This window comes from Arthrobacter sp. zg-Y1143 (genome assembly GCF_030125565.1).
Classification (GTDB): Bacteria; Actinomycetota; Actinomycetes; order Actinomycetales; family Micrococcaceae; genus Arthrobacter_B.
Genome location: NZ_JASKLW010000011.1, coordinates 37,497 through 50,295, shown reverse-complemented (window position 1 = coordinate 50,295; position 12,799 = coordinate 37,497). Strand labels below are relative to the sequence as shown.

Below are 12,799 nucleotides of genomic sequence, written 5' to 3'. Positions count from 1 at the left end.
TTCCGGGGCGGCGCGCCGTCGCCGTTAAGCCCGGCTCCGCCGCCGAAGAGCGAAGTGCCCGCATAGCGGTGACCGTCTTCCCGCTGCTGATTGTGGCCGGCGGACTGGTTGCCCTGTTTTTCCCGCAGCCCTTCACCGGTCTGTCCGCCTACATCAATCCGGGCCTGATGCTGATTATGTTCGGGATGGGCCTGACTCTCACCCTTCCCGACTTCGCCCTGGTGGCCCGTCAGCCGCTCCCCGTCCTGCTGGGGGTGGTGGCCCAGTTCGTGATTATGCCGCTGCTGGGGTTCGGGATTGCGTGGGCGCTTCAACTCAGTCCGGAACTGGCGGCCGGCGTGATCCTGGTCGGCTGTGCCCCCGGAGGCACGGCGTCGAACGTGGTCACATACCTGGCCCGGGGCAACGTGGCGCTGTCCGTGGCCATGACGTCCGTTTCCACGCTGCTGGCCCCGTTGCTGACCCCGTTGCTGGCTCTGTGGCTGGCTGGCCGGTACATGGCCGTCGATGCGGGAAACATGGCCTGGTCCATTGTTCAGATCGTCCTGATCCCGGTGATACTGGGGCTGGTGATCCGGTACCTGGTGCCGAAGCTGGTTGACCGGGTGCTGCCGGTCCTGCCCTGGGTTTCGGTAGCGGCCATCACGTTCGTGGTGATTGCTGTCGTCTCGGGTAGCTCCGAGGCCATCTTCACTGCGGGCTGGCTGATCCTGCTGGCCGTTGTGCTGCATAACGGCCTGGGCCTGGGCCTGGGCTACGGTGCAGCAAAGCTGTTCCGGCAGCCCGTGCCCTCCCGGCGGACCATGGCCATTGAGATCGGTATGCAGAATTCCGGCCTGGCGGCGGGACTTGCCAAACAGTACTTCGCACCGGAAGCAGCTCTGCCGGCGGCCGTGTTCTCGGTCTGGCACAACGTCTCCGGCGCATTGATGGCCGCGATCTGGCAGCGCCGGCCCTCACGCTGACTGCACGCCGGGCAGCAGGTGTGCAGCAACGCAGCAGGCCCCGGGTGGAAACCCGGGGCCTGCTGCGTCGGGAAGCAGTTAGATGCCGGCACCCTGGTCACCCGAGGACGTGGGGCCCCCGGAGGAGGACTGTCCGCCGGAACCCGATCCGCCGGAGCCGCCGCTGGTCTGGCTGAACGAGCCGGGGGAGCCGCTGCCGGAGCCCTGGGACCCGCCACTGCCTGAGCCGCCACTGCCTGAGCCGGAGGACACCGACGCGGGCTCCGACGTCGTCTGGCCGGAGATGGTGTGCCCGTCCTTGTAAGCGGCAGCCACTTCGATCTTGCGCGGCTTGGAACGCTCGCTGACCGGGATGAACACGCTGAGCACACCGTTCTCGTACTTCGCGGAGATGGAGTCAATATCAATGCCCTGGCCCAGGTTCAACTGCCGCAGGAACGTTCCGCTTTCCCGTTCCCGCGTCAGCCAGGTGACTCCCTCGGTGGCGTGGATGGTCCGCTCCGCGCGGATAGTGAGCAGCTGCCCGTCCACATCCACATCGACTGAGCCCGGATCAATGCCGGGAAGATCCGCGTTCATGATGTAGTGGTCGCCCTCGCGGTAGAGGTCAATGGGCATCAGCCGCAGTCGCTGCCGTGGATCAAGGAGCGCCCCTGCCATCCGGTCGAGTTCGCGGAACGGGTCAAACTTCATCGCCATTGTCATCAACTCCTCTTGCGCCGGCGCCCGCCGGGCACCGGTGGTGTTGCCGGTTGTTGGAAAACGGAGAAACAGGCTGAGCCGCAGTGGCCCAACGGTGCAAATCACGCTAGCACTCGCTAATAGTGAGTGCTAGGTCACGGCGATGGATCGCGGCTTGGAAGCCGTAATCCGGCCCCGGGGCCGTTGGGCACCGCGGGTACGGTGCTCACAGCGGCCAGGAGTGCACCGCCGCGTTGCTGTGCATGTTCTCCCAGTACCGCCGGGACAGTTCACTCAGGGCTGCCGGACGGGACAGGCCTGACTCCTCGAGCCGGCGGAGCATGGCGATCTGCCACGCGGCCCCGTTCTGCTCGGTCCGGGCGCGCTCGGTGACCACATTGAGGTACCGGTCAATCAGGGAGGCATCCACCTTCAGGTCCCGCAGTCCCTCTGCGGCCTGGGGGATCAGGTGCCGCACGATCAGTTCCGCCACGGGAATCTCGCCAATGCCGGGCCAGTAGACCGTGGCTTCCAGGCCGTGACGGGCGCAGGTCAGGAAGTTGTCCGAGGCGGTCTTGAATGCCACCCGGCTCCAGAGAGGACGGTCTGCGGTGCGGATGTATTCCACGAGCCCGTAGTAGAACGCAGCGTTGGCCACCACGTCCAGCACGGACGGACCGGCGGGAAGGACCCGGTTCTCCAACCGCAGGTTCGGTGTGCCGCTGCCCGGATCGTAGATGGGCCGGTTCCAACGGTAAACGGTGCCGTTGTGGAGCCGGAGTTCCGGCAGCAGGGGCGCCCCGAACGGGGTGGTTTCCCCGCCGTTGCCGGACAGTTCGGGAAGCAGCGCCGGGAAGTACCGGACATTTTCCTCGAACAGGTCGAAGATGGAGGTGATCCACCGTTCACCGAACCACACACGCGGGCGGACGCCCTGGTTGCGCATTTCCGGCGGCCGGGTGTCAATGGCCTGCTTGAACAGTTCAATCCGGGTCTCATGCCAGAGCAGGTGCTCCATAAAGACCGGCGAATTCGCCGCCAGGGCAACCTGCGGCGCCGCTATCATTTGAGCCGCGTTCCAGGCCGGGGCAAACTCCTCGGGGGAGACCTCCAGGTGCAGCTGCACCGAGGTGCAGGCTGCCTCGGGGGCAATGTTCTGGGCGTAAAAGGACAGCGGCTCCGGCCCCGAGAGGTCCAGCAGAACATCCTCGCTGCGGGCCTGCAGCACTGAGGTGTTAAGGGCTGCATACCGCTGTCCGCTGCTGAGCCACTCCCAGCCGTCCATGAAGCCCGGCGTGAGGGTGGGGAGGATCCCCACCATCATGATGTCCGCGGACTCCTGTGCCGCCCGCTCGTCGGCCCGGTTGAGCTGGGCCCGCAGGCTGTCCTCGAGATCCTTCAGGCCGAACTGCCCCACCGACATGGCCGGGTGGTTCATTTCGATATTGAAGGCGCCGATTTCCGTCTGGAATGCCGGGTCGGCAATGCGCTCGAGGACGGCCTGGTTGCGCAGGGCAGGCGAAAAGTCCCGGTTGGTGAGGTTTAGCTCCAGTTCCAACCCAATACTGGCCGAATCGGCAAACTGCGCCGTCGACAGGTAATGGGCGAAATGGTCCAGGTTCTCCAGCAGGCGCTGGCGGTACGCCGTCCGCTGCGCCCGGCTGAAGGTCCTGCTTGAGACTTCAGCACCCATGGCCGCTACTTCTTCTTCTTCAAGCCCTCGTAGACATTGATGGGACGCTGCATCTCGCCTTGCTGGGCGCCCATCACAACCACGGTGCCCGTGAGGGCCGGAATGCTCCACTGGAGGATTTTAAGCTGGCGCTGAGCGGACTTGAGTTCATCGGAAGCGCCGGCGCGGGGCTCCGTGGCGCCCTGGCTGCCCTGGTCGGAGAGTTTCTCCACCTTGCTTCCGAGGATGCCGGAGTACAGGGTCACCACTGCCGCCAGGGCCGTTACCACCGTCTTGTAGGCGGTTGAGCGCCCAACACCTTCCTGCGCAGCGATGCGGGTCTTGTTGTCGCCGACCAGGGCGAGTCCGGCCAGGAAATGCATGCCAATGGCAGCGGCCTGGATGGGTGCCCATTTTTTCCAGCCCAGTGCGGAAAGACGGGCCCTTTCGGTAGGATCCTTGGCCTCCGCCGTGGCACCGTTGAGGCCAACGGCGCCCATCAGTGAACCGCCGAACCAAGCCGCGGCGGTGAGGTCGTGTACAGAGCGCGTAATCAGGGTTGCAGCCAATGTATTGCTCCTGTGGGTTGTTGGTGCAAAAAAGACAACCACGCGCGGTAAACATTAGCAAGGGCACTTATGATCCTAACACGCTACACATTGAGAACTAAGTGTGCTTAGTATTGGTGAATCCGGAACATCCGATCTTGATCAGCAGTTGGAATGACGAAAGAGAGCGATGATGACAGAGAATTACAGCCCGCGCGATGGAAGCCATGCGGCTACTCCGGCCGGAGGCGCCAGCGATTCGACCGCCTCAGCCAAGGCCGACGCTGCCAAGCAGCAGGCCGGTGACATTGCCCAGCAGGCAAAGGGCAACGCAGCACAGGTGGCTGACACGGCCAAGACCGAGGCGGCAGGCGTCGCCTCTGAAGTCAAGAGCAACGCCAAGGATCTCTTCACGCAGGCCCGCTCGGATCTGACTGAGCAGGCAGGGGTGCAGCAGCAGAAGGTAGCCGAAGGCCTGCGCTCCATGGCCGATGAACTGCACTCCATGGCACAGTCGGGACAGTCCGGCGTCGCCACGGACCTCGTCGGCCAAGCCGCCAACCGCGCCTCCTCCGTGGCCACCTGGCTGGACGGCCGCGAGCCGGGCTCCCTGGTTGACGAAGTGAAGGGCTTTGCCCGCCAGCGTCCCATGGCTTTCCTTGCCATTGCAGCGGGCGCCGGATTCCTTGCCGGCCGCTTGAACAAGAGCATCAGCGCCGGCCGTCCCCAGCAGGGCACCGCAACCGCCGGTTCCTCCGGACAGCACGTGGCGGCGCCGGTTCCGCAGGCCCCTGCCGCACAGCCGACCGTCGGCACCACCGGAACCGCCGGCAGTGCCGGAGCACTGGATGACCCGTTCGGCAGCGAGCCGGTCCGCCCGGCCGGCACCGGCCCCGCCTCGGCACAGACGCTGCCGCCCACGCCGAACACCGGCGTTCCCGCGGCTGATCCCTACAGCGGTGGTCGGCACTGATGAGTACCGAAATGCCCGAAATGCCACCTACTGCGGCACAGGCGAAGGCGGAAACCACCTCCCTGGGTGATCTGCTCGGCCAGGTGACCCAGGACATGTCCACCCTGATGCGTCAGGAAGTGGACCTGGCGAAGGTCGAACTCAAGCAGTCTGCGTCCCGCGCGGGAAAGGGTGCGGGAATGTTCGGCGGAGCGGCCGTCGCCGGGTACTTCGTTCTCCTCTTCCTCTCCGTGGCGCTCTGGTACGCACTGGGCACCACGGCCATCGGCTTCGGCTGGTCCGCAGTGATCGTGGCCGTTATCTGGGCGATCATCGCCGCAGTCCTGGCCAGCCGCGGACGCACTGAGATGAAGAAGATCAACGGTATGCCGCAGACGTCTGAAACACTGCAGGAAATTCCCCAGACCATGAAACCAAGCGAGGAAACACGATGAGTGAAAACCCTGATGAGATCCGCGCCGATATTGAAGCAACCCGCCGGCGCCTGGGTACCAACGTTGACGCTGTGGCGGACAAAGTAACTCCCTCCCACATCGTCCAGCGCCAGACGGACAAGGTGAAGGACAAGGTTTTCGGAGTAAAGGACAAGGTGATGGGTGTGGCTGATTCCATGGGCAACAGCGCGTCAAACGCCGGAGGCAGCGTTTCCGACGGAATGTCCGCTGCCGGTTCGGCCGTTTCCGACGCTCCCGGCCGCGTGGTCAACAAGGCCCAGGGCAACCCGATGGCAGCGGGCCTGATCGCCTTCGGCGCCGGCCTGCTGGCCGCTTCCCTGATCCCCGCCAGCGAGAAGGAACGCGTCGCTGCGGACAACATCAAGACCGCCGCCCAGCCGATGACGGACGAACTGGCTGACGCCGCGAAGGAAATGGCGGAGGGGCTCAAGGAGCCCGCACAGGAAGCGATGGACAACATCAAGTCCACTGCGACCGGCGCCGCGCAAAACGTGAAGTCCGAGGGTCAGGCGGCCGCCGCGGACGTCAAGGATTCTGCAACCGAGGCACCGCAGAACGTCCGCAACGCCTAACCGGTGCCGGATGCAGCCGCTCCCGGGCTGACGGCCGGGGAGAAGGGCAATAACGACGGCGGCGTCGCACCTGCAAGGGTGCGGCGCCGCCGTCGTTTTTAACCCGGTGGACGGAAGGAAAGCCCTACCGGGGGAGCGCGGCTTCGTCGTTGCTGTAAAGCACGCCCATCTGGGCCCGCGCGGCATCAAAGAGCTTCATGGTGCGCAGCGAATCAGCCCAGGTCATGGTGGGGCTCTCCACCAGTCCCTCCTGGATGCACCGCGTGACCTCCCGCAGTTCGTACGTGTAGCCGTTGCCGACCTGCGGGAAGCGCTCCACCCGTGCCTCGCCCGTATGCGGAACTATGGTGAGTTCCACCGGGTTGTGCAGCGGCGAACCGGTGCGAAGCCAGCCCTTGCTGCCGGAAATAAGGGCAGTCCGGGGGCAGGAGGAGACCAGGGAAGAGGTCAGCTGGGCGAACCCGCCGGAAGCGTATCCCAGGGTCAGGGCATTCTGGCTGTCCACCCCCTGGTGATTCAGGGTGCCCACCGCGTGCACGGTCTCCGGGTATCCGAGGGTGCCCAGGGCGAAGGTCAGCGGGTAGACCGTCAGGTCCAGCAGGGCGCCGCCGCCGGCAGCAGGGTCCCATAGCCGGCTGGCCGGATCGTAGGGAGCAGGGAAGCCGAGGTCCGCCTGGACCCAGTTGATGTCCCCGAGTTCCCCGGAAGCTACCAGCTCCCAGATCCGGTTGATGCAGGGCAGGAAGCGGGTCCAGACGGCCTCCATCAGGAACAGGTTGCGGCTGCGGGCCAGCTCAATGAGGTCCTCGGCCTCCCGTGCATTGATGGTCATGGACTTCTCGCACAGCACGTGTTTGCCGGCTTCCAGGGCCCGGCGGGCAATTTCATAGTGCTGGGCATGCGGGGAGGCGATGTAGACCACGTCGACGTCGCCGTCGGCGAAGAGCTGGTCGTACCCCGGGATCCCGTCGGCATCGTAGTAGCTGGCGGCAAAGCCGAAGCGTTCGGCAAAGTCCTCAGCAGTGGCCTGCCGGCGCGAACTGACCGCCTGCAGGACGGCGTCTTCGAGCCGGGCGATGTCTTCGGTGACACGCTCGGCAATGTTGCCGGTGGCAACTACGCCCCAGCGCAGGGTCCGGCCGGTGGACTGGACGGGGCTGGGGGCGCCCGGCTGTACGCAGGGTGGTGTGGGAATGTGTTGAACGGCAGTCATGGTCCTCGTCTTCCGCGTCGTTGAGGGAGTACCCCATACTCTATGGTTGCCGGGTTCCGGGGCCTAGGCCCGGACGGCAGGCAGTCCTCGCGGATGGCCGGCGCCGGCAGATGGAACAGCCCGGGTCCCCTGTAGCGGGGAGCCCGGGCTGTTCCGCCCTAAAGGGGCGGGTTATTACGGCAGCAGTGTACCGGTGATGCTACTTGACCAGCGGGGAAAGCGTCGGGTCATTGGCGTACGCCTCGGCAGCGTTGGCCTTGGTGACGATGACCGGCTCCAGCAGGTAGGCCGGAACAACCTTCTTGCCGTTGTCGTAGCTCTCGTCGTCGTTGACCTCGACGTCTTCACCGGCAGCCAGATCCTTGACCATCTCGATGGAGTGGTTCACCAGGTTGCGGGTGTCCTTGTTGATCGTGGAGTACTGCTTGCCTTCCATGATCAGCTTCACGGACTCAACCTCGGAGTCCTGGCCGGTGATGACGGGCAGGGTCTTGCCGGCGGCCTCAACCGAGGTCAGTGCTGCGCGGGCCAGGGTGTCGTTGGGGGAGAGGACGCCGTCCAGCTCAGCGGAAGCGTAGTTGGCCGAGAGCAGGGTGTCCATGCGCTTCTGGGCGTTCTCAGCCTTCCAGCCCTGGGTTACAACCTGGTTGAACTCGGTCTGGCCCGAAACAACCTTGAGGTTTCCGGATTCGATTTCCGGCTTCAGCACGCTCATGGCGCCGTCGAAGAAGACCTGGGCGTTGGCGTCATCCGGGGATCCGGCGAGAAGCTCGACGTTGTAGGGACCCTCGGGCTTCTTTTCCTTCAGTCCGTCCAGCAGGGCCTGGCCCTGCAGCTCGCCAACCTTGAAGTTGTCGTAGGCCACGTAGTAGTCAACGTTTTCAGTGTTGGTCAGCAGACGGTCATAAGCAATGACGGTGATGCCGGCATCCTTGGCATCCTGCAGCTGGGAGCCGAGCTGCTTGCCGTCGATAGCGCCGACAATCAGGACCTCGACACCGTTGGTGATCATGGAGCTGATCTGGTTCTGCTGCTCGGACACGCCGCCGTTGGCGAACTGGACCTGGCCTTCGAAGCCGGCGTCCTTGAGGCCGTCGTTGAACAGCTTCTCGGCGAGGACCCAGTTTTCGGAGGTCTTCTGCGGCAGGGCAACGCCAATGGCGGCACCTTCGCCGAAGCCGGACTCGGACCCGGAAGCGGATTCTTCTTCGCGGCCGCAGGCGGACAGCGACAGTGCTGCCACCGTTGCGACAACGGCGAAGGACTTTGCGAATTTACGCATGATGTTCTCTTTCTTGATAGCGGTACTGGAGGATATTGCCGGTCAATGGAAAGGATTAGGCGTCGGTGGAGATGACGGTTTTGGTGCCCGTGGGCATTTCCGGGGTGGCGTCGACGACGGCGGGTGCGGGCTTGGGCTTGTTGCCGCCCAGGTTGCGCATCAGCAGGCCGGTGATGGAGGGCTTGCCCTGGGTCTTGTTGTAGACGTCCAGTGCCACGGCGAGCAGCAGGACCAGGCCCTTGATCATGGAGGTCAGGTCAGCGCCAACGCCCAGCAGCTGCAGGCCGTTGTTCAGTACGGCCATGACCAGGCCGCCCACGATGGAACCCACCACGGTACCGACGCCGCCGGAGACGGCTGCACCGCCGATGAAGACGGCCGCGATGGCGTCCAGCTCCCAGTTGGTGCCGTCGAACGGACCCGAGGCGGTGGAGCGGGCAACGAAGATCATGCCGGCCAGGGCGGCCAGGATGGACATGTTCATCATGACCATGAAGTTGACCTTTTTGCCCTGCACGCCGGAGAGCTCGGCTGCGTGCCGGTTACCGCCCACGGCGTAGACGTGGCGGCCCAGGATGGTCTTGTTGGAGACGAAACCGTAGAACAGGACCATGACGCCGAGGATGATGCCGGAGACCGGGAAGGAGGTGCCCGGACGGCCGGTGGCGAAGAGGTACGTGGCGTAGAGGATGACGGCGCAGAGCAGGCCGATCTTGACTACCGGCACCCAGGCCGGCGGGTTGGCCGTGCCGAGCTTGGCATTGCGGCCGCGCTTGCGCATTTCGCCGTAGATAACTGCGGCGCACAGGACCAGGCCGATAAGCAGGGTCAGGTTGTTGTAGCCCGGGATGGGGCCGCCCTCGGGCAGGTACCCGGCGCCGATGAACTGGAATTCGGAGGGGACGGGCACTGTGTTGGACTTGCCGACCCACTGGTTGGCACCGCGGAAGATCAGCATGCCGGCCAGCGTGACGATGAACGCCGGAATGCCGACGTAGGCGACCCAGAAGCCCTGCCAGGCGCCGATCGCGGCACCCACCACCAGACCCAGAATGATGCCGGCGTACCAGGGCAGTCCCCAGTCCCGCATGGCCATGGCGACGACGATGCCGGAGAAGGCGGCCACGGATCCGACGGAGAGGTCGATGTGGCCGGCAATGATCACGAAGACCATGCCCACGGCGAGGATGAGGATGTAGGAGTTGCCGTTGAACAGGTTGATCATGTTCGTGGACGTGAGTGTCTTGCCCCCGGTGAGGAGCTGGAACAGGACAACGAGGATGCCCAGGGCGAAGATCATCCCGAATTGGCGGCCGTTGCCGCCCAGGAGCTGCTTGATGGCGTTCATGAAAGGGTTCCTTGTGCGGCGTAGGTTTTCTTGGCGGGTGAGGTCATGAGCCTCATGAGGTTCTCCTGGTCGGCTTCGTCCTTGGAGAGCTCTCCGGTGATGGCACCTTCGAAGATGGTGTAGATGCGGTCTGACAGGCCCAGCAGTTCGGGCAGCTCCGAGGAGATCACGATGACGCCCTTGCCCTGGTTGGCCAGCTGCTGGATGATCCCGTAAATCTCGTACTTGGCGCCGACGTCGATGCCCCGGGTGGGTTCGTCCAGGATCAGCAGATCCGGGTCGGTGAACATCCACTTGGCCAGGACAACCTTCTGCTGGTTGCCGCCGGAAAGCTTGGAAACGCCTTCGTCCACGGTCGGGGCCTTGGTGCGCAGGGATTTGCGGTACTCCTCGGCCTGGCGGAACTCGGCGTCCTCGTCCACAACCAGCCCGCGGGTGATCTTCTTCAGGTCCGCGGAAACCGTGGTGGCCTTGATGTCGTCCAGCAGGTTCAGGCCGAGGGTCTTGCGGTCCTCGGTGACGTAGGCCAGGCCGTGGTTGATGGCGGAGTGCACGCTCTTGAGCGTGATTTCCTTGCCGTCCTTGATGATCTGGCCGGAAATGTAGTTTCCGTAGGAGCGGCCGAAAATGGACCGGGCCAGCTCGGTGCGGCCGGCCCCCATCAACCCGGCAAAACCGACAATTTCGCCGCGCTTTACGTGGAAGTCCGAACCCTTGCAGACCAGCCGGTCCGCAATGGCCGGGTGGCCGACGGTCCAGCCACGGACCTCGAAGAAGGTCTCGCCGATCTTGGGAGTGTGGTCCGGGAAGCGGGATTCAAGCGAACGCCCCACCATGCCGCGGATGATGCGGTCCTCGTCGGCGCCTTCGACGGCGACGTCGATGCTCTCCACGGACTTGCCGTCGCGGATGATGGTGATCGAGTCGGCAATCTGCTCAATTTCGTTGAGCTTGTGCGAAATCATGATGCAGGAGATGCCCTTGTCGCGCAGCCCGGACATCAGGCCCAGCAGGTGCTGGGAATCGGTTTCGTTGAGCGCGGCGGTGGGCTCGTCGAGGATCAGCAACCTAACGGACTTGCTCAGCGCCTTGGCGATTTCCACGAGCTGCTGCTTGCCCACGCCCAGGTCCTTGATGGGGGTGGTGGGGTCTTCCTTCAGGCCCACCCGCTCCATCAGGTCCAGGGTGTCGAAGTTGACCTTGTCCCAGTCGATGACGCCGAACCGTGTGGGTTCGTTGCCCAGGAAGATGTTTTCCGCGATGGACAGTTCCGGGATCAGCGCCAGTTCCTGGTGGATGATCACAATTCCGGCGGCTTCGCTGGAACGGATATCGCGGAACTGGACGTCGTTGCCGTTGAAGACAATATCGCCGGTGTACGTTCCGTGCGGGTAAACGCCGGAAAGGACTTTCATCAGCGTCGACTTGCCGGCGCCGTTTTCACCGCAGATGGCGTGGATTTCGCCTGCACGGACCTTCAGGGACACATCCGAGAGGGCTTTAACGCCGGGGAATTCCTTGGTGATGGAGCGCATTTCCAGAATGAACGGGTTAGCCGACATGGGCGTTGTTCCCGCCGTTGGGGCAGTGCGCGCTGGGCGCGTTCACTGCCGGAGCTGTTACTGCTCGCATGAGTGCCTCCATGTGACCTCTTTGTCGTGACATGGCCCACAGGTGAGCCGATAACGAAGTTAACAGGGTCACAGGCACTGCCGTCAAGTCTTGAACGCAAAGTGGCGGAATGACGCGGATTTGCTGAGCCCCCAAAACTGCCGGAGCAGGACTAACGGGCCGGGGCGCCCTGTTCCTGCAGGACGAGTGCAGCCGCGCCCAGTGCCTCGGCACGGTCCCCGAGGGAGGACATCTGCACCGCGGTGGTTTCATCCACCAGCGGGACGGCATGGCGGAGCAGGCCGCGGCGGACCGGCTCCAGGAAGCAGTCCCCGAGGTCGGTCAGGGAACCGCCGATAACGATGGTCTCCGGATTCAGGGTGTTGGCCAAATTGGACGCTGCACGCCCCACGGCCACTCCGGCGTCGTCAATGACGCGCAGGGTGGCGGGGTCCTTGGCAGCCGCTCGGGCCAGGATGTCCGCGGTGGTGACGGGGCCGTTGGAGGCGCGGCCCAGCAGTTCGATCATGGTGGACGTGGAGGCAATGGTCTCCAGGCAGCCGCGGTTGCCGCAGCGGCAGATCACGCCCTGTTCGTTGATGGTGGCGTGGCCGATCTCGCCGGTGATTCCCACGTGACCGTAGTACAGGGAGCCGTTGATGATCAGCCCTGCTCCGATGCCGGAGGCGACCTTGATGAAGATGAGGTTTGCCGTGCCTCCGTGCGGACCCCAGGTCACTTCTGCGAGGGCACCGAGGTTCGCGTCGTTGTCGATGAAGACCGGCATGCCGAGGCGGTCCGCCAAGTCCGCGCGCATGTTGATGCCGACCCATTCGGGCAGGATGGCGCCCTGGACCACCGTGCCGGTCCGCCGGTCAATGGGGCCGGGAATCCCGACGCCGGCGCCGAGGACGGCACTGCGGTTCACGCCCTGCCGGCGCAGCAGCCGGGCGAGCAGCGCGGCGGCTGCGTCCATGCCTTCAGCGGCCGAGTGTCCCAGTGGCAGCTGCACGGATTCTTCCTGCAGGATGCGGTACGTGTGTCCCCGGGGCCGCTGCCCGGATTCTTCCTGCAGGATGCGGTAGCCCAGGGAGGCCAGGACCACCCGGACGTGGCGGCGGCCGATGTCGAGGCCCGCCGCCACGGCACCGGTGTCATTCAGCCGCACGGAAAGTGCGCGCCGTCCGGAACTGGTGGTCGGTTCCGTGCTGACCAGATGGTCCTCATGCAGCTGGCGCACGATGTTGGATACGGTGGCGCTGGAGAGTCCGGTCTGCCGGGACAACTCGGCCTGGGTCTGCGGTCCGGAGGCCAGCAGGGCGGTGATGATGCGCTGGCGGTTACGTTCGCGCAGGGCGCTTTGGGAGCCCGGTTTGGAGCTCTCTGAGCCCGTGGTCGGGACAGTCCTCAACGCTGAGGATGGATCGGCTGGCATAAATTAAGAGTGCTACATCACACTCTTGTCGTCAAGAATTGAAC

The 12,799-nt window shown here is 64.6% G+C and carries 11 protein-coding genes and 1 pseudogene; 4 read left to right on the top strand and 8 right to left on the bottom strand.

The features are described from left to right. Nucleotides 1–62: 62 nt before the first annotated feature. Entirely contained in the window at nucleotides 63–965 is a 903-nt protein-coding gene (locus QNN98_RS13210; protein ID WP_283997739.1) for a bile acid:sodium symporter family protein, read from the top strand. 306 nt (nucleotides 966–1,271) lie between these two features. Here the strand turns inward: QNN98_RS13210 and QNN98_RS13205 are convergent. The 3 genes and pseudogenes from QNN98_RS13205 to QNN98_RS13195 form a co-directional block, all read right to left on the bottom strand. After that, nucleotides 1,272–1,664, bottom strand: a pseudogene (locus QNN98_RS13205) (Hsp20/alpha crystallin family protein); the annotation flags it as partial. A 208-nt stretch (nucleotides 1,665–1,872) separates the two neighbouring features. Next, nucleotides 1,873–3,339, bottom strand: a complete 1,467-nt coding sequence (locus QNN98_RS13200) for a glutamate-cysteine ligase family protein (RefSeq protein WP_283997730.1) — start codon at nucleotides 3,337–3,339, stop codon at nucleotides 1,873–1,875. A 5-nt stretch (nucleotides 3,340–3,344) separates the two neighbouring features. After that, nucleotides 3,345–3,887, bottom strand: a complete 543-nt coding sequence (locus tag QNN98_RS13195; RefSeq protein ID WP_227926910.1) for a hypothetical protein — start codon at nucleotides 3,885–3,887, stop codon at nucleotides 3,345–3,347. Between the two features lie 172 nt (nucleotides 3,888–4,059). Between QNN98_RS13195 and QNN98_RS13190 the strand changes: the two genes are divergently transcribed. Genes QNN98_RS13190 through QNN98_RS13180 form a run of 3 tightly spaced genes read left to right on the top strand, consistent with a single transcriptional unit; the run spans nucleotide 4,060 to nucleotide 5,866 of the window. Beyond that, on the top strand, nucleotides 4,060–4,839 hold the full coding sequence (locus tag QNN98_RS13190) for a hypothetical protein (RefSeq protein ID WP_227926911.1): 780 nt from the start codon (nucleotides 4,060–4,062) through the stop codon (nucleotides 4,837–4,839). Then, nucleotides 4,839–5,273, top strand: coding sequence for a phage holin family protein (locus tag QNN98_RS13185; RefSeq protein ID WP_227914247.1), 435 nt, complete (start codon nucleotides 4,839–4,841; stop codon nucleotides 5,271–5,273). The genes QNN98_RS13190 and QNN98_RS13185 overlap by 1 nt, the downstream gene beginning before the upstream one ends. Beyond that, the gene (locus QNN98_RS13180; RefSeq protein ID WP_283997726.1) at nucleotides 5,270–5,866 is read left to right on the top strand and encodes a DUF3618 domain-containing protein; all 597 of its coding nucleotides are present in this window, start codon (nucleotides 5,270–5,272) and stop codon (nucleotides 5,864–5,866) included. The genes QNN98_RS13185 and QNN98_RS13180 overlap by 4 nt, the downstream gene beginning before the upstream one ends. A gap of 124 nt (nucleotides 5,867–5,990) precedes the next feature. Here the strand turns inward: QNN98_RS13180 and QNN98_RS13175 are convergent, their stop codons facing one another. From QNN98_RS13175 to QNN98_RS13155, 5 genes are all read right to left on the bottom strand, one after another. Continuing rightward, the gene (locus QNN98_RS13175; RefSeq protein WP_227914245.1) at nucleotides 5,991–7,079 is read right to left on the bottom strand and encodes a Gfo/Idh/MocA family protein; all 1,089 of its coding nucleotides are present in this window, start codon (nucleotides 7,077–7,079) and stop codon (nucleotides 5,991–5,993) included. A 199-nt stretch (nucleotides 7,080–7,278) separates the two neighbouring features. Beyond that, nucleotides 7,279–8,361: a substrate-binding domain-containing protein gene (locus tag QNN98_RS13170; RefSeq protein WP_227926915.1), complete on the bottom strand. Its 1,083-nt coding sequence runs from the start codon at nucleotides 8,359–8,361 to the stop codon at nucleotides 7,279–7,281. Nucleotides 8,362–8,416: 55 nt separating this feature from the next. Continuing rightward, nucleotides 8,417–9,709, bottom strand: a complete 1,293-nt coding sequence (mmsB, locus tag QNN98_RS13165) for a multiple monosaccharide ABC transporter permease (RefSeq protein WP_227914243.1) — start codon at nucleotides 9,707–9,709, stop codon at nucleotides 8,417–8,419. Then, on the bottom strand, nucleotides 9,706–11,271 hold the full coding sequence (gene mmsA / locus QNN98_RS13160) for a multiple monosaccharide ABC transporter ATP-binding protein (RefSeq protein WP_283997722.1): 1,566 nt from the start codon (nucleotides 11,269–11,271) through the stop codon (nucleotides 9,706–9,708). The genes mmsB and mmsA overlap by 4 nt, the downstream gene beginning before the upstream one ends. 221 nt (nucleotides 11,272–11,492) lie before the next feature. Beyond that, entirely contained in the window at nucleotides 11,493–12,755 is a 1,263-nt protein-coding gene (locus tag QNN98_RS13155) for an ROK family transcriptional regulator (protein WP_283997720.1), read from the bottom strand. Nucleotides 12,756–12,799: the final 44 nt, after the last annotated feature.

Coding starts and splice junctions, on each gene's coding strand:
- QNN98_RS13185 (WP_227914247.1), top strand. CDS start 4,839: ATGAGTACCGAAATGCCCGAAATGCCACCTACTGCGGCACAGGCGAAG.
- QNN98_RS13180 (WP_283997726.1), top strand. CDS start 5,270: ATGAGTGAAAACCCTGATGAGATCCGCGCCGATATTGAAGCAACCCGC.
- mmsA (WP_283997722.1), bottom strand. CDS start 11,271: ATGTCGGCTAACCCGTTCATTCTGGAAATGCGCTCCATCACCAAGGAA.
- QNN98_RS13200 (WP_283997730.1), bottom strand. CDS start 3,339: ATGGGTGCTGAAGTCTCAAGCAGGACCTTCAGCCGGGCGCAGCGGACG.
- QNN98_RS13170 (WP_227926915.1), bottom strand. CDS start 8,361: ATGCGTAAATTCGCAAAGTCCTTCGCCGTTGTCGCAACGGTGGCAGCA.
- QNN98_RS13175 (WP_227914245.1), bottom strand. CDS start 7,079: ATGACTGCCGTTCAACACATTCCCACACCACCCTGCGTACAGCCGGGC.
- QNN98_RS13155 (WP_283997720.1), bottom strand. CDS start 12,755: ATGCCAGCCGATCCATCCTCAGCGTTGAGGACTGTCCCGACCACGGGC.
- QNN98_RS13190 (WP_227926911.1), top strand. CDS start 4,060: ATGACAGAGAATTACAGCCCGCGCGATGGAAGCCATGCGGCTACTCCG.
- mmsB (WP_227914243.1), bottom strand. CDS start 9,709: ATGAACGCCATCAAGCAGCTCCTGGGCGGCAACGGCCGCCAATTCGGG.